This window comes from Roseovarius sp. MBR-51 (assembly GCF_053628575.1).
Genome location: NZ_JBRJGQ010000001.1, coordinates 242028 through 258179, shown reverse-complemented (window position 1 = coordinate 258179; position 16152 = coordinate 242028). Strand labels below are relative to the sequence as shown.

15 protein-coding genes and 1 tRNA gene are annotated in these 16152 nt (G+C 62.2%); 7 read left to right on the top strand and 9 right to left on the bottom strand.

All coding sequences use genetic code 11. The features are described 5' to 3' along the window. The first annotated feature begins 4 nt into the window (after positions 1-4). Positions 5-397 carry an ectoine synthase gene (locus tag ACSSVY_RS01255; RefSeq protein WP_454267550.1) on the top strand — a complete coding sequence of 131 codons (393 nt, stop codon included), beginning with the start codon at positions 5-7 and terminating at the stop codon, positions 395-397. Between the two features lie 35 nt (positions 398-432). Beyond that, a complete protein-coding gene (locus tag ACSSVY_RS01250) occupies positions 433-1869 on the top strand; it encodes an aspartate kinase (protein WP_454267549.1) in 1437 nt (478 codons plus the stop codon). 464 nt (positions 1870-2333) lie between these two features. On the opposite strand, the gene ACSSVY_RS01245 is transcribed toward ACSSVY_RS01250, so the two are convergent. Genes ACSSVY_RS01245 through tsaD form a run of 4 tightly spaced genes read right to left on the bottom strand, consistent with a single transcriptional unit; the run spans position 2334 to position 5072 of the window. Next, entirely contained in the window at positions 2334-2753 is a 420-nt protein-coding gene (locus ACSSVY_RS01245) for an EVE domain-containing protein (protein WP_454267548.1), read from the bottom strand. After that, complete coding sequence (locus ACSSVY_RS01240) at positions 2753-3022, bottom strand: YciI family protein (protein WP_454267825.1); 270 nt, start codon at positions 3020-3022, stop codon at positions 2753-2755. Before ACSSVY_RS01240 ends, ACSSVY_RS01245 begins: the two co-directional genes overlap by 1 nt. Then, positions 3022-3978 carry an NAD(P)H-dependent glycerol-3-phosphate dehydrogenase gene (locus ACSSVY_RS01235; RefSeq protein WP_454267547.1) on the bottom strand — a complete coding sequence of 319 codons (957 nt, stop codon included), beginning with the start codon at positions 3976-3978 and terminating at the stop codon, positions 3022-3024. The genes ACSSVY_RS01240 and ACSSVY_RS01235 overlap by 1 nt, the downstream gene beginning before the upstream one ends. Continuing rightward, positions 3975-5072 carry a tRNA (adenosine(37)-N6)-threonylcarbamoyltransferase complex transferase subunit TsaD gene (gene tsaD, locus ACSSVY_RS01230; RefSeq protein WP_454267824.1) on the bottom strand — a complete coding sequence of 366 codons (1098 nt, stop codon included), beginning with the start codon at positions 5070-5072 and terminating at the stop codon, positions 3975-3977. Before tsaD ends, ACSSVY_RS01235 begins: the two co-directional genes overlap by 4 nt. Before the next feature lie 73 nt (positions 5073-5145). On the opposite strand from tsaD, the gene ACSSVY_RS01225 reads away from it, so the two are divergent. The 5 genes from ACSSVY_RS01225 to ACSSVY_RS01205 all read left to right on the top strand — a co-directional run bounded on the left by ACSSVY_RS01225 (position 5146) and on the right by ACSSVY_RS01205 (position 9311). Continuing rightward, complete coding sequence (locus tag ACSSVY_RS01225) at positions 5146-5880, top strand: uroporphyrinogen-III synthase (protein WP_454267546.1); 735 nt, start codon at positions 5146-5148, stop codon at positions 5878-5880. A 48-nt stretch (positions 5881-5928) separates the two neighbouring features. Then, positions 5929-7197: a COG4223 family protein gene (locus ACSSVY_RS01220; protein ID WP_454267545.1), complete on the top strand. Its 1269-nt coding sequence runs from the start codon at positions 5929-5931 to the stop codon at positions 7195-7197. A gap of 19 nt (positions 7198-7216) precedes the next feature. Then, positions 7217-8689, top strand: a complete 1473-nt coding sequence (locus ACSSVY_RS01215) for a heme biosynthesis HemY N-terminal domain-containing protein (RefSeq protein WP_454267544.1) — start codon at positions 7217-7219, stop codon at positions 8687-8689. A 44-nt stretch (positions 8690-8733) separates the two neighbouring features. Then, a tRNA-Thr gene (locus ACSSVY_RS01210) sits at positions 8734-8809 on the top strand. A 370-nt stretch (positions 8810-9179) separates the two neighbouring features. After that, entirely contained in the window at positions 9180-9311 is a 132-nt protein-coding gene (locus tag ACSSVY_RS01205) for a hypothetical protein (protein WP_009817005.1), read from the top strand. A 54-nt stretch (positions 9312-9365) separates the two neighbouring features. Here the strand turns inward: ACSSVY_RS01205 and ACSSVY_RS01200 are convergent, their stop codons facing one another. The 5 genes from ACSSVY_RS01200 to ACSSVY_RS01180 all read right to left on the bottom strand — a co-directional run bounded on the left by ACSSVY_RS01200 (position 9366) and on the right by ACSSVY_RS01180 (position 15974). Beyond that, positions 9366-10946 carry a gamma-glutamyltransferase family protein gene (locus ACSSVY_RS01200; RefSeq protein ID WP_454267543.1) on the bottom strand — a complete coding sequence of 527 codons (1581 nt, stop codon included), beginning with the start codon at positions 10944-10946 and terminating at the stop codon, positions 9366-9368. A 3-nt stretch (positions 10947-10949) separates the two neighbouring features. Beyond that, positions 10950-12275 (bottom strand): TRAP transporter large permease, encoded by a 1326-nt coding sequence (locus ACSSVY_RS01195; RefSeq protein WP_454267542.1) that lies wholly within the window; start codon positions 12273-12275, stop codon positions 10950-10952. 9 nt (positions 12276-12284) lie between these two features. Next, a complete protein-coding gene (locus ACSSVY_RS01190) occupies positions 12285-12809 on the bottom strand; it encodes a TRAP transporter small permease subunit (protein WP_454267541.1) in 525 nt (174 codons plus the stop codon). After that, the gene (locus ACSSVY_RS01185; protein ID WP_454267540.1) at positions 12809-13873 is read right to left on the bottom strand and encodes a TRAP transporter substrate-binding protein; all 1065 of its coding nucleotides are present in this window, start codon (positions 13871-13873) and stop codon (positions 12809-12811) included. Before ACSSVY_RS01185 ends, ACSSVY_RS01190 begins: the two co-directional genes overlap by 1 nt. Positions 13874-14120: 247 nt before the next feature. Beyond that, positions 14121-15974 carry a sigma-54 interaction domain-containing protein gene (locus tag ACSSVY_RS01180; RefSeq protein WP_454267539.1) on the bottom strand — a complete coding sequence of 618 codons (1854 nt, stop codon included), beginning with the start codon at positions 15972-15974 and terminating at the stop codon, positions 14121-14123. Positions 15975-16152 lie beyond the last annotated feature (178 nt).

Below are 16152 nucleotides of genomic sequence, written 5' to 3'. Positions count from 1 at the left end.
CACTATGATTGTACGAGACTTCAACAAGATCATCGAGGAAGAGCGCAGCCGCGTCGTGTCGGACGCGAACTGGTCGAGCGTGCGGATGCTGCTTGCGGATGACGGAATGGGCTTTTCCTTCCACATCACGTTCCTCGAGCCGGGATCGGAACATACGTTTGAGTACAAGAACCATTTCGAAAGCGTTTATTGCATGCAGGGCAAAGGCTTGATCACCGATGTCGCCACCGGTGAGACGCATGAGATCAAGCCGGGCGTCATGTATGCGCTCGACAAGCATGATCGCCACATCCTGCGTGCCGAAGAAGAACTGGTCATGGCCTGCTGCTTTAACCCACCGGTGACCGGCAAGGAAGTGCATCAGGCGGATGGCTCTTATGCGCTGGAAAGCGCCTGACAAAAGGGTTCGGGCCGAGGCCCGGATAAGGGACTATGACATTTCCAGATCATACCGTCGAGAAGATCGGCGGCACATCCATGAGCCGTGTGGGCGAGTTGCTCGACACGCTCTTTGTGGACGACCGGACGGGTGCTGCGCTCTATCATCGGATCTTTGTGGTCTCCGCCTTTGGCGGGATCACCAACAAGCTGTTGGAGCATAAGAAATCCGGCACTCCGGGGGTCTATGCGCTCTTTGCCAATGACGATGACGACCATGGCTGGCTCGATGCGCTGACAGAGGTGGGGCGTGCAATGCGCGAGGCGCATGGTGCGATTCTGGAGCACCCCGGCGACCGCAGCATGGCGGATGAATTTGTCCGTGAGCGGATCGAGGGGGCGCGGTCGTGCCTGTTTGATCTGCAACGACTTTGCTCCTATGGGCATTTCCGCCTGAGCGATCACATGCTGGTCATTCGGGAACTGCTGTCTGGACTGGGCGAGTCGCATTCGGCATTCGTCACCACGCTGCTCTTGCAGCGGGCGGGGGTGAATGCGCGGTTCATCGACCTGAGCGGCTGGCGTGATGAGAGCGAACATAGCCTGATCGAGCGAATCGCGGCGGGGCTGTCGGATGTGGATTTGAGCAGCGAGATGCCGATTGTCACAGGCTATGCGCAATGCACCGAAGGGCTGATGCGCGAGTTTGACCGGGGGTATTCCGAGGTGACCTTCGCCACGATCGCCGCCCATACGGGGGCGAAAGAGGCGATTATCCACAAGGAATTCCACCTGTCCTCGGCCGACCCCAAACTAGTGGGCGAGGGTGCCGTGCGCAAGCTGGGTCACACCAATTATGATGTTGCCGATCAGCTCTCGAACCTCGGGATGGAGGCGATCCATCCCAAGGCAGCCAAGACGCTGCGACAGGCGGATGTCGCGCTAAGGGTGACGAATGCGTTTGATCCGGGCGATCCCGGGACATTGATCGACGATCAGCCAACCGATACCCCGAACGTGGAGATCGTGACCGGGCTGAAAGTCGTGGCGCTGGAACTCTTTGAGCAGGATATGGTGGGCGTCAAAGGCTATGACGCGGCAATTCTCGAGGCGCTCAAGCGGCATAATGTCTGGATCGTGTCCAAGACATCCAACGCCAACACGATCACACATTATGTGCATGCCTCGCTCAAGGTGGTGCGGCGCGTGGCGCAGGATCTGGAAGAAATCTATCCCTCGGCTGAAGTTTCGGCGCGAACGCTGTCAGTGGTGTCGCCAATCGGGCGCGACCTCAGCGGTCTGCGGGTGCTGAGCCGGGGTCTGGCGGCATTGGAAGAAGCTGGCATCGAGGTCATTGCCGCGCATCAGACGCCGCGCAGTGTGGATGTGCAGTTTGTCCTTGGGTCCAAGGATATGGAGGCGGGGATTACCGCGTTGCATCGGTCCTTGATCGAAGGCGAGGGGGCGCAAGTCCCTAGCAAGGCCGCCTGAGCATGGCCTGTCCTTAAATTGAAATGAATGCGCGGCATTCGCCATTTGGCGGGGCCGCGAATTTGGCGTAGGGTGGATGTATTCGGGCCAGTATGGCCGAGACCTGATCAAGTTACACGTGTGGTGCGTAGGGAGCACGTGGGGGACGGAGGGTGTCGGCATCTGCTGGCATCCTCCGTTTGGGTTTTGCAGCATTTGACCTGTGGCTGACATTGGTCCCACCTGGTGAGCCGCGCGGTGCCCGTCCGCCGGGTGGGCGCTGCGCCATAGTCGGCTGACACTTTATGCCCGCCAAGCTCTTCTGCGTTATCAGCGTGTTGAAACCGTGCAAAAGCGCCCGCCCGAGGGGGCGGACCATGCCAGAGGCATGCCTTCGGCATGACCGCTGCGCGGCGGCGCTTCGCGCCTTGATTCCACGCTTTGGGGATTGGGCGGATGTCAGCAACAGGCCAAACCCAGCCCTCTTACGCCTTTAACCCCGCCATATCGCAGATGATGCGCCATTCCTCGGCGGTGACCGGCTGCACCGAGAGGCGGGAGTTTTTCACGAGGATCATTTCGGCCAGACGCGGGTCGGATTTGATCGTGTCGAGCGTGACAGGTGTCCTGGCCGTCTCAATCGCCTTGATGTCCACGCATTCCCAACGGGGATCGTCGGATTTGCTGTCGGGATGCGCCGTGGCGATCACCTCAACGGTGCCCACTACGGCCTTTTCTGTCTGGCTGTGATAGAAGAATCCGCGATCCCCAAGCGCCATGTCGCGCATGAAATTGCGGGCCTGATAGTTGCGCACACCGTCCCATTCCTCGCCCGCGTCGCCCTTGGCCAACTGGTCCTGCCAGCCCCAGGTGGAGGGTTCGGATTTAAACAGCCAATAGCGCATCAGATCACCTTTTTCCAGGGGATCAGTTCGACGTTGGCGAAGAGCCCGGCCTTGGCATAGGGGTCGCCCGCCGCCCAATCCTGCGCGGCCTGCATATCGGCCACGTCGAGGATCACGAGCGAGCCGATCATCTGGCCTGCGTCATCGAGCAGGGGACCGGCCTGAGACACAACGCCAGTCTCTTTGAGATAGGCGACATGCGCCTCGCGGGTGTCGAGGCGGGTTTGCAGGGCACCGGGTTTGTCGCGGGCTATGAGGGCAATAAGCATCATTCTTCCTTTAATGGGCGTGACAGCAGCATATCCATCGCCTGCGTCACGCGCAATTCGCCTGTGACGAGCGTGGTGACGGCATGGGTGATGGGCATATCGAGATGAAGGGACCGGGCGCGCTGTAGGACGGCGCGGGCAGTTGCCGCACCTTCGACCGTGATCGAGGGGTCGAAATCTGTGCCGTCTCCGATGCTCTGGCCATAGCGGTAGTTACGGGATTGGGCAGAGGTGCAGGTCAGCGCCAGATCACCAAAACCGGAGAGGCCGGCGAGGGTCTGAGGCTCGGCACCAAGCGCGCGTGCGAGGCGGTTCATTTCGGCAAAGCCACGGGTCATCAGCGCCGCGCGGGCGCTCTCACCCAGACCTGCGCCCATGACCGCGCCACAGGCGATGGCGATCACGTTCTTGAGCGCGCCACCAAGGTCTGCGCCGATGGTGTCAGTGGTGCGGTAGAGCCTTAGGGTTGGTGTGGTCAGGGCCCGTTGCAGGGAGTGGCCGGTGCTGTCGTCGGCACAGGCCAGCGTGAGGGCGGTGGGCAAGCCAAGCGCGATGTCGCGAGCAAAGCTGGGGCCGGTGAGGATGGCGGGCGTCGCATCGGGGCAGGCTTGCGCGATGAGCGAAGTGGGGCCGAGGCCCGTGGCAAGGTCCATGCCTTTGCAGCAGGCGACGAGGGGGCGGATGGCCAACGCGGTGTGATGCTCGGACAGGAACGCGCCAAGCGTCTGCATCGGAACGGCAAGCAGGCAGGGTGATGTGCCGCCCGGCAATGGGCCCGTGATCACGGTCACGTTGTCTGGCAGGGGAATGTCTGGCAAGCGTCTGGCGTTCTGGCGGGTGGACTGCAGCTCTGCCGCGTGATCTGCGTCGCGCGCCCAGAGGGTGACGGGGCCGTTTTGCGCCAATGTCACGGCGAGGGCCGTGCCGAATGCGCCTGCGCCACAGATGAGGATCATGCCTTGGCTCCCTTTTTGCCGCTTCCCAGCATGGCAGGGCTGGTGTGATCCAAGGGCCAGCGCGGACGGGCGGCAAGGGTCATGTCATCGCGGTGGCCAAGCGCGTAAAGCTCGGCCCCGGCATAGGCGATCATCGCGGCATTGTCGGTGCAGAGCGCCAGCGGCGGCGCGACAAAGGCCACGCCCAGTTCGGCGGAAACAGTCTCTAATCCGGCGCGAATGGCTGTATTTGCGGCGACACCCCCGGCGACGGCGATGACCGGCCGGGCTGGCCTCTCTGTCAAATAGGCAGTCAGAGCGCGGCGGGTTTTCTCGGCCAGAACGTCGCGCACGGCGGCCTGAAACCCGGCGCAGAGATCGGCGCGGTCCTGACGCGTCAGCCCGGATTTCTCGGCCACGATTCCATCGCGGGCGCGCAGGAGGGCGGTTTTGAGCCCCGAAAAGGACATGTCGCAGCCGGGGCGGTCCAGAAGCGGCCGGGGAAAGCGGAAACGAGTGGTATCACCTTGGATCGCCTCGCGCTCGACATGCGGGCCACCGGGCTGAGGCAGGCCCAAGAGGCGCGCCGTCTTGTCGAAGGCCTCGCCGGGGGCGTCGTCGATGGTGCCGCCAAGCCGGGTGAAATCATCCGCGCCGCGCACGATCAAGAACTGGCAATGCCCACCCGACACCAGCAGCATGAGGTAGGGATAGCTCACCCCATGCGTGAGACGCGGGGTCAGCGCATGGCCCGCTAGGTGATTGACGCCGATCAAGGGAATGCCCGCGCCCACCGCAATGCCCTTGGCGCACATGACACCGGCGATCACCCCGCCAATGAGGCCCGGACCAGAGGTGACGGCGACGGCCTGCACATCGCGCAATGTCAGATGCGCCTGCGCCAACGCCTCGCGCACGCAAATGTCGAGTTTCTCGGCATGGGCGCGGGCGGCGATTTCGGGCACGACACCGCCGAAATCGGCATGGAGCGCGGTTTGGCCATGCACCACCGAAGACAGGATTTCGGGCACGCCACCGGGGCCAATACGCAGTAGAGCGGCGGCGGTATCGTCGCAGCTGCTCTCAAGTCCGAGGAGGATCAAAGGCTTTGTCATCATGCCCATGCGTTGCGTGACGGGTGGAAGGCAGGTAACACCGAATGAGGCAGGCAACAACTCTGGATGGGCCATGACCGTTACGATCCTGATTACCCGGCCCGAGTCCGAGGCCAGTCGTATGGCCGAGCGGCTGGAAGAGGTCTTGGGCGACGGCGTGGCCTTGGTGGTCTCGCCCGTCTTGCGGATTGAATACGACGGGGCTTTGCCGGACTTGTCGGGGGTGAGCGTGCTGATTTTCACCTCGCGGCACGGGGTCGAAGGATTCTGCCGCCTGAGTCGTCGGCGCGATTTTACCTGCTATGCGGTGGGGGAGGCCACAGCAGAGGCAGCGCGGACGAATGGATTGCGTGCAATCTCTGCCGGAGGTGATGCCACGGCGCTGCTCGCCCGCATCGCGGAGGATGGGACGCAAGGCCCGTTTCTGCATCTGCGCGGGGCGCATGTGGCGGCGGATGTGGCGAGAGCCCTCGGCGTGGCCGGGCATGATGCGCAGGATGTCGTGGTTTACGATCAGGTCGAGGCGACATTGAGCGCGCAGGCGCGGAACGTGTTGAGGGGTGAGGGCGTTGTCATTGTGCCTCTGATGTCGCCACGCTCTGCCCGGATTTTCTTTGATCAGGCGGGGCAGATCACAGCACGGTTGTGCATCGCGGCCATAAGCCGCAAGGTGGAAGCAGCGGTGCCGGAGGGTGCGGCGACGCTGGTCGATATTGCGCAAACGCCGGATCTGCCGGGTATCCTTGCGGTTCTGCAAGAGCAAGTCGGCACGGCCAAGCGGCTTGAGGGTGGAAAACGAGCGCAGTAAGGTCAAGTTGACAGGGACGCATGGTGAGATTCGAAAGGGTGGCGCAAGGTGGCCGATAAGAAGAAAGCTGCAAAGGGCAAGACCGAAGCGGACACGCTGTCTGATGCGGTCGATCCGGTAACTGAGGCAGCGTCGGTGCCTGAGACGGAGGACGCGCCGACCGATCCTGTCGCGCGAGATTTGGCGGAGACCGAGGAGGATCATCCCAACGCGTGGGATGCGCCAGACCCTGCGGCGGACGATCACGAGATGTCGGAAGGGCTGACGGATGCCGCAGAGCCCCCCGAGCCTGAGGTCGCGGAATTCGAGAGCGACACCAGGGCAGACGTACCGGGCGCCATTTATGCCCGGACGCAAGAGGCAGAGCCGCAGCATGCCGCCGTGGTGAAGACCGAACAGGTGTTTGTCCGACAAGGTGGATTCTGGTCGATGCTGTTGGGCGGTGTCGTGGCGGCGGGTGTGGGCGTGGCCGCCGCACCCTATGTGCTGCCACCCGCGTGGTTCTCTAACTCCAACGAGGGTGTCGAGGCAGCGCTGAGCGCACAGAATGAGCGGCTGGCGGCGTTGAGCGCCGAGTTGCAAGGGCTGGAGAGCCCACCCGACCTGAGCGGAGAGATGGGCGGGCTGAGTGAAACGCTGACAGCGCTTACAGGGCAGATGTCGGAGCTCGAGGGTCGTCTTTCGGCGCTTGAAGAACGCCCTGCGGCGCAGGGCGATAGCGTTCCTTCGGCAGAGTTGGAGGATTTGCGCGCGGCGCTTGCGGCGCAGGCGTCGGAAATCGAAGCGTTGCGCGGGGCCGCAGATGCGGAAGAGGCCGCTGCGCGCGACAGCGCAGTTGCCACGCTGCGCCGCGCCGCGCTCACTCGGGTGATGACCGCGCTGGACAGCGGCAGCGATTTTGCCCCGGCGCTGACCGATTTGCGCGACACCGGCGCCGAGGTGCCCGATGTACTGGCCGATCAGGCAGACACTGGCGTGCCGACACAGGCCGCTCTGGTCGAGAGCTTCCCCGAGGCGGCGCGCGCGGCGCTGGCCACGGCACGCGCCGAAAGCGGCGATACGGTGGCCGGGGTCGGCGGCTTTCTGAAGAGCCAGCTGGGCATCCGGTCACTGAACCCGCAGGAGGGCGATGATCCCGACGCGGTGCTCTCGCGTGCCGAGGCGGCATTGATCGAGGAGCGTCTGGCGGATGCACTGGCCGAGATCGAAAGCCTGCCCGAGGCCGCGCGCGCGACCATGCAGGACTGGGTTGCCGAGGCCACACGCCGCCAAGAGGCGCTGGCCGCCGCAGAGGCTCTGGCCGGAACATTGAATTGAGTTAGAAAAGGCGAGCGCCATGCTTTGGTCGATTATCAAGATTGCGGTTTTCATTGCCCTCGTGGCGGGCGTGACGCTGGGCGCGAGTTTCCTGCTCGAACTGGATGGCGGCGTGCGCATCGTGATGGCAGGGGTCGAGATCAATCTCACGCCGATCAAGGCGGTGATTGCGCTGGGTGTGCTGGTCTTTGCCATCTGGCTCTTGATGAAACTGACCGGGCTTTTGGTGGCGTCGCTCAAGTTCATCAACGGCGATGAAACCGCGCTGTCGCGCTATTTCGACCGCAGCCGTCAGGACAAGGGATATCGCGCGCTGTCCGAGGGGATGCTGGCGCTCGCCTCTGGCGAGGGGGAAGTGGCGATGGCGCAGGCTGCCAAGGCCGAGAAATATCTGCGCAAACCGGCGCTGACCAATCTGATCACCGCGCAGGCCGCCGAGATGGCGGGCAACCGCAGCAAGGCCGAAGAAGTCTACAAGCGCCTTTTGACCAATGAGAAAACCCGCTTTGTCGGGGTGCGCGGCATCCTGCGGCAAAAGCTGGCCGAGGGTGATACCGAGACCGCGCTGAAACTGGCCAAGACCGCCTTTACGCTCAAGCCACGCCATGCCGAAGTGCAGGATACCCTGCTCGACTTGCAGGCCAAGACGTCAGATTGGAAAGGCGCGCGCGAAACGCTGAATGCCAAGCTGAAATACGGCAACCTGCCGCGCGATGTGCACAAGCGGCGCGATGCGGTGCTGGCGCTCTCGGAGGCGCGCGATGTGCTGGACGAGGGCAAGACCATCGAGGCGCGCGAGGCTGCCATCGAGGCCAATCGCCTCTCGCCGGATCTGATCCCGGCGGCCGTGCTGGCGGCACGCGGCTATATTGACCAAGGCAATACCCGCAACGCACTGCGCGTCATCAACAAGGCCTGGCTGGTGCACCCGCATCCCAATCTGGCCGCGGCCTTTGCCGCGATTGAGCCGAATGAGACACCGAACCAACGGCTCAAACGCTTTGCCAAGCTATTGAAAGTGCATCCCGATCACCGCGAGACGCGGCTGCTGGCGGCGGAACTCAACCTTGCTGCCGAGGACTTCCCGGCGGCGCGCCGCGCGCTGGGCAATTTGGCCGAGGTCGAGCCGGACGCACGCGCAGTGACGATCATGGCGGCGATCGAGCGGGGCGAAGGCGCGCCCGATGCGGTGGTCAAGGGCTGGTTGGCGAGGGCCTTGTCCGCCCCCCGCGGACCGCAATGGGTCTGTGACAAATGCCAGCATATCCATGTTGAATGGTCCCCCACCTGCGAAAATTGCAACTCCTTTGACACATTGAGCTGGCGTGCGCCGCCGAACAGCACGATCGCCACGCCCACAGGCCTGGAAATGCTGCCGCTGATCGTGGGAGCGCTGGACGAGCCGCACAAGGAAGCGGCGAAGGAGATGGACGGCACGGTCGTCGATGCCGAGATCGTGGCGCAAGAGGACGAGGTAAAGGTCGAAAAATAGGGCTTTTCCCCTGCCATACGCGATGCTATAGCGCCGCCACCGGGGCCGCTGTAGCTCAGCTGGTAGAGCACGTCATTCGTAATGATGGGGTCGGGGGTTCGAGTCCCTTCAGCGGCACCAGTAGACTCAATCAAGCGTCAGAGCTTATTGGCAGTTTTCGCTGCTGCTGCGTCATGATAGCCGCGGTCATGTCGTTGTTGTAGAATGCCCTTTGGGTTGCTTCAACATAAAGCAGGACGGGATTTTCTTGGGCCTTGGCCCTATCATCGGGTTTGGGGCGGGGTTTGCGTCTGGGGACAAGGTTGACCTATCGCAGCCACCCCTTGTCGCGGCGCAGGATCCTGCATATCTTGCTGCGTACAGCACCGGCATCGCGCCGTGCCTGCTGCGCCCGAGGGCTCATCGCCCTGACCCTGTCAGGCCCCCTGATCCCCTGAGCACGACCCGGCCCGGCACATTGCCCGACCGGGATCATTCAGGAGACGATCCCATGTCCAAAGGAAAAAGCCAGAGCAACCGCGAGGCAAAGAAACCCAAGAAAGAAAAGCCCAAGGTTCTCGCCACCGCGAATTCCAACAATGGCAAGAACGCCACTGTGATAGCCGGCAAATCGGTCAAGTGACGCAAACGGCATCGCCGCGCAGGCGGTGCCGTGGGCGACATACCCAAGAGTGACTCAATCGGTAATGGCGGCCCCGTCCGAGCGTGGGTCGGCGGCGGCCTCGATCAGCCCTGAGGGATGACGCACCACCGCGCCGGCATGGCCGGAAAGATCAGAATAGGGTGCGATCAGCTCGACCTCATGCCCGGCCCTTTGCAACGTCGCAACCAGATCCGGGTCGAAACGCTCCTCGAGTTTCAGCGATGTGGTGTCCTGCCCCCATGTCTTGCCCAAGAGCCAACGGGGGGCGGTCACGGACGCTTGCAGGTCCATCCCAAACTGCGCGTATCGCGTGAAGACGGCGGATTGCGTCTGCGGCTGGCCTTCGCCGCCCATCGTGCCATAGGCCATGACCCGCCCGTCGTGCAATTCGGCCATGGCGGGATTAAGAGTGTGGAACGGGCGCTTGCCAGGAGCGAGCTGGTTCGGCCCCGAAGCCAGCGAGAACCCCGCCCCGCGATTCTGAAAGAAGACGCCCGTGTCCGGGCATGTGAGCCCCGAGCCGAATTCCCAAAAGACCGATTGGATAAAGCTGACAACGGTGCCGTCGGCGTCGCAGGCCCCCATCCAGATCGTATCGCCCTCTTTGGGCTCATAAGGCCAGGGCAGGGCCTTGGTTCTGTCGATCCGCGCCGCCAGCACGTCAAGCGCCGCACCCGTCAGCCAATTCTGCGCCGGTGTCGCCATATGGGTGTGGTCACCCAGTTCGGCATTGCGCCGGATGAACGCCTGTTTTGTGGATTCGATCAGCCCGTGGATGTGATCAAAGCTTTCGCCCTTTGTCACGCCCAAACGGTCAAAGAGACCGAGGATCATCAGTGATGAAACCCCCTGCGTGGGCGGTATCATATTGTAAAGCCACCCCTGCGAAGTCTCCAAGGTCAGGGGCGTCACCTGCTCGGCAGCATAGGCGCTGAAATCGTCAAGGCGCAGCGGGCTGCCGTTGGCCTCGAGATAGGCGGAATGGGTGCGGGCCAGCGGACCGTCATAATAAGCGCGTAGGCCCTCGTCTGACAGGTGGCGCAGGGTGCGGGCGAGAGCCGATTGGCGCAGATGCGCGCCCGCCTCCGGCACCTTGCCACCGATCAGAAAGGTCTCGGCAAAGCCCGGAACGTCGCGCAGCCCGTCCAGCTTTTCGGCCGTGGTACGGGCTTGATTGCCGGTGACAGCAATGCCGCGCTCAGCGTAGGCAATCGCAGGGGCCAAGAGGCGCGAGAGCGGCAGCCTTGTCTCCTGCACCCCAAGCGCCGCCTGCCAGCCGCCGATTGTGCCGGGAACGGTCAGCGCGGCCAAACCGCCCCGCGTCGGGATCGCACGATGATTCCCACGCGCCGCATACCACTCCGGTGTCGCCAGCCCCGCCGCCTGTCCGCCCGCAAAGATGCCGACGGGCGTCTTGCCCGGTTGCTTGATCAGCCAGAACCCATCTCCACCGATGCCGTTCATATGTGGATAGACCACGGCAATCGTGGCAGCAGCGGCAACGATCGCCTCTATCGCCGTACCACCGTCACGCAGCACATCGCGTCCCGCCAGAGCGGCGGCGCGGTGGGGTGCGGACACCGCGCCGTGATATCCCAAGGCTGCATGAAGCATGAGTCACCATCCGATCGCTTGGGGCAGCCACGTGGCCAGCCCCGGTGAGAAATACACAAGGCTTAGTGCGACCAGTTGGAGGCCGATGAAGGGCAGAACGCCTTTGTAGATGTCCGAAGTCGTGACCTCGGGCGGGGCGACGCCCTTGAGAAAGAACAGCGCCCAGCCAAAGGGTGGCGTGAGAAACGAGGTTTGCAGATTCATCGCCACCAGTATGGCGATCCAGGTCAGATCCGCCCCCGACTGCATGAAAATCGGTAAAAAAAGCGGCAAAGCGATATAGGAAATCTCGATCCATTCCAGAAAGAATCCCAGCACGAAGAGCAAGAGCATCAGGAAAAAGATCTGACCTTCCAGCCCCCCCGGAACGCTGGAAAACGCTGATTGCACCAGATGTTCGCCCCCAAGACCGCGAAAGGCCAACCCGAATGGCTGGGCGAAGATCAGGATCAGGAACACCATGGCTGACGTGACAAACGCCGCGCGCACCGCGTCACGCAGGATCGAGAGATTGAGCCGTCCTGCCAGCGCCGCTAGAACGATAGAGCCAAAGGCACCCATGGAGGCCGCTTCGGTCGGCGCGGCAACACCGCCGATGATCGAGCCCAAGACCAGCACGATCAGGGCAATGGGCGGAAAGACGACCTTGAGCAGTTTGCCCGCAAGTTCGCCACGCAGCATCGCGGCGCGCTCCTCGAGTGGGATGGCGGGGAGGGTCTTGGGCGAGAGAAACCCGAGGATGAGGACATAGCCCACAAAAAGCCCCGCCAGCATCAGCCCCGGCAAGAGCGCCGCCGCAAAGAGCGTACCCACGGATTGCCCCATGATATCGGCAAGCAGGATCAGAACCAGACTGGGCGGAATGATCTGCCCAAGCGTACCCGAGGCACAGATGACACCTGCGGCCACGCTGGCGCTATAGCCGCGCTTGATCACCGGGCCGAGCGCGATCAGCCCCATCGTGACCACGGTCGCGCCAACCACCCCCGACGCCGCCCCCATCAGCACACCGACAAGGATGATGGCCAGCGCCATGCCGCCGCGCAGCCCGCCCATGGCAAAGCCGATCACCTCCAGCAGGTCTTCGGCTATTCGGGATTTTTCAAGCATGATCCCCATGAAGATGAAAAGCGGCAGCGCCAAAAGCGTGTAATTGGTGATCACCCCAAATATCCGCGCGGGCATCAGCGTGAAGAGCATGGAGCCAAAGCCCATGTAACCAAAGACAAACCCTGTCACGCCAAGGCAGATGGCCACCGGCATGCCGATCAGCAACAGGATAAAGAACGCGCCGATCATGCAGAGCGCGAGAATTTCTGTATAGGGCATCGGTCCTGCCTATTCCTGTCTTTCTGGGGAGGGGGTCATCAGTTTGAGCGCGGCATGGCCGGTCATCGCGACCGCCTGCACCGCCAAGAGCACAAAGGCCACGGGCATGCTCGCCTTGAGCAGGTAACGGTATCCGAGGCCACCGGGATCGGGCGAGCCTTCGTTGATCGCATAGCTCGATTGCACATACGCGATACAGAGCCAGGCGATGATGAGCGCGAGGGCAAAAAGGGCTATGTTAGAGACGAAATCCACCAAAGCCTGTGTCCTAGGACGCATCGTGCCGTAGAAGATATCGACCCGAACCTCGCCCCCCTGATTGAGGCCATAAGACATTCCAAAGAGCGCGCTCACAGCCATGATGTGCCACTCGGCCTCTTGCAGCGCGACGGTGCCATAGGAAAAGAGGTAGCGCGCCAGCACGTTGAAGGCGACGACCAGCACCAGCGCCAGCGCGCTCCATGCCGCGACATGTCCGATCACACGGACGAGGCCAGAGGCCCCGTCCGTAACGCGTTTGATCCCGGCCTGCATCACAAGGCGTAGAGCGGCTTTTCGGACACCGAGGCCCAGCTGTCATGCTCTGCCTTGAACGCCATAAAAGCGTCATGCACCTTTTTGGTCGCCGGATCGGCGGCGGCACCTTCCTCCAGCACCTTCTGCGTGACGGCTTTCAGCTCGTCAACCACGTCCTGTGGCAAGGTGTTGGCGATCACGCCCTCATTCTCGACCAGATCCTTGAGGGCGGCGGCATTATTCGCCTCGCACCAAGTATGGCTCTCGAGATTGCAGGCCATCGCAGCGGTGGACACAATCGCCTGAAGATCGGCGGGCAGCGTGTCCCACGCGGCCTTGTTGATCAAGAGTTCGGTGACGTTCGAGGGTTCGTGCCAGCCGGTCGTGTAGTAATATTTGGCCGCGTTGTGCAATCCGAGGCGACGATCCTGATAGGGCCCGACAAATTCCGCCGCATCAATCACGCCGCGTTCCAGCGCCGGGAAAATCTCGCCGCCCGGCAGCAGTTTCACATCGACACCCAGCGCGGCATACACCTTGCCGGCAAGGCCGGGGATGCGCATCTTGAGGTCTTTGAAATCGGCGACGCTCTCGATCGGTTCGCGGAACCAGCCGGTCATCTGCACGCCGGTATTGCCCATCGGCAGCGCCTTGAGGCCAAGTGGTTCGTAAAGCTCATCCCAGAGCGCCATGCCACCGCCATGATAGAGCCAGGCCGTCATGCCCTGAAAGTTCATGCCAAAGGGCACGGTGGTAAAATACTGCGCCGCAGGCAGTTTTCCGGCCCAGAAATAGGCGTTGGCGGCGTTCATTTCGATCGCGCCGCCGCGCACGGCATCAAAGCCTTCGAGCGCCGGAATCAACTCGCCCGCCGCGAAATGCTGAATGGTCATGCGGCCACCGGACATCGCGGCAACCTTGTCGCAGAAATCCTTTGGGCTGCCCGGACCCTCGACATAAAAGGGGGAACCGGGACCATAGGCGTTGGTCATTTTCCATGCGAAACTCGTCTGTGCCCGCGCAATGCTCGGGGCGGCCAGAGGGGCGGCGGCAGTGGCCGCCAGAAACTTGCGTCTGTCCATAGTCCTGTCCTTTTCCATCGGTTGCAGATGGGCAGACCATGATGTTCCGAAGTCCAGAAACCAGATTCCGCAGTGCGGAAAATGCGAGCTTGCCGCGTTCTGTATACAATTTTGGTGAAATTCAGGCAGGGTGGCTAGAAAATGAGCAGCATATAAAGGTTTGACAGGCGCGGCATGGCAGATTCACCATATCTCTGCCTCCCGACTCTGATGAGTTCGCGCGCAGGACAGCTATGTCCCGTAGGTCTCAGGCCCAGTCTGCCTCGATGATATTCAGGGTGCCGATGCGGGAATACAGCGTTGTCGGCTTGATCCCGAGCAAGGCGGCGGCACCGGAGGGGCCAGCAATGCGGCCGCGTGTTTCGCGCAGGACGGCGATCAGATTGACCCGAACCAAGTCCTGCATCTGCGCTTCGGTTCGAAAGGATCGGCCTGTCTCTGGCTGCGGGCCCACGCCGCCCAGTTCGACAACCAACTTGCGATCCTGTGACACAATCGCGGCCCGTTCCATCACGTTGTGAAGTTCACGAACATTACCGGGCCAATCGTAGGATTGCAGCTGCTGCACCACCCCTTCGGTCAACACCGGCTCTGGTCGATTGAGTCTGCGGCAGGCGATCTTGAGCAGATGGGCGGCCAGAAGCGGGATATCTTCTTGCCGGTCGCGGAGTGGCTGGCAAGTGATGGGGAATACGTTGAGAAACAAATACAGGTCTTCGCGGATGCGGTGAGAGCGGCGGGCCTGCTTGTCTGACAGGGTGGTCGCGGCGATCACGCGGATATCAAGCGGCTTTGCGCGGTTATCGCCAAGACGGGTCACGGCACTGTTCTGCAATGCGGCCAAGAGTTTGCCCTGTATCTCAAAGGGCAGTTCTTCGACATCATCAAGGAAAAGCGTGCCGCTATGCGCCAATTCCAGCTTGCCGGGCTTGTCGCGTGTGGCCCCGTTGGGGGCACCGCGCACCTGACCCCATAGCTCGGCCTCCACCTCTTCGGGCGCAACCGAGCCGCATTTGAAGTGGATAAGGGGACGGCGCGCGCGCGGGCTTGCCTTGTGAATGGCGGTGGCGACGAGCGATTTGCCGGTCCCGGTCTCGCCGCTGATGAACACGGTGGCATCGGTGCGCGCCACGAGGTCAATCCGTTGCACCGTCTGGCGCACCGCAGGCGAGGCGCCGATGATGTTGTGATGCGCGCGCTCGGTCGTGATCGCCTCTTGCAGATAGGCGTTTTCCTGTTCCAGCCGGTCGCGCAGGGCGGCAACCTCTGCCATCGCTTCACGCAGCTTGCGTTCGTTTTCCTTGCGCTCGGTGATGTCGCGAAAGATCACGACGGCCCCGGCAAGGACATTTTGATCGTAGATCGGGGTCGAGACATACTCGACGCGGATCGGTTTGCCATCCTTGCGCCAGAACACCTCGTCTTCGATGCGGTTGACCTCTTCAAAGCGGAAGGATTGATAGATCGGGCAATCATGCGCGTGATACACATCGCCGTTGAGGTGGTGATGGTGGATCACGGAATGAATGTCGTGGCCCAAGAGGTCTTCAGCGGTCCACCCCAGCATTTCCTGCGCGGCGCGGTTGAGAAAGGTGGTCTTGCCATCCGCGTTGACGCCGTAAATGCCTTCGCCGGCGGCATTCAGGATCAGCTGGTTCTGACGTTCGAGTTCGGAAAAGAATTCCTGCGCGCGCCGCCATTCGAGCAAACCCGAGCGGTGTAGTTCGGCGGCCTGCGCGATGCGGTCGTGCCGCTCCATTTCCTCGAGATCGAGCAGGGTCAGGGCGAGAAGAGACGGCGCATCATTGACCAGCCTGCCCCGGATTTCGACGCGCAGCGGCGTGCCTTTGGTCGTGGCGAGGGTAATGTCGCGGCTCCATGCCTCACCCCGATGGGCGATTTCATCCACCAGCACGATAAAGCCGGGCAGGCTGGCCCCGACCAGAGGCGAGAAGGTGGCACCGGGCACAGGCTCCAGTTCCAGCAACTTACGGGCGCGAGGATTGGCCGCGACGATCCGGTCGGCGACAAGGTCGATCACAAGCGCCGCCTCGGCCAGCGCATCAAGCAGGGAATCGGGGGTTGTCGGCATCTCTTGCATGGCATGAGCAAACACCGCCGCAGCGCAGCACCGCAATACGAAATCTCGTAAATTACGAGAATCCGTAATGAATCGTCATGGGTGATTGATGTTATTATATTGTAATTAAACACAAATATAGCGTGCTTAAAAAATAGGCGCACCCCTTTTGCACATGGTCACTTCGTCGGATCATGGG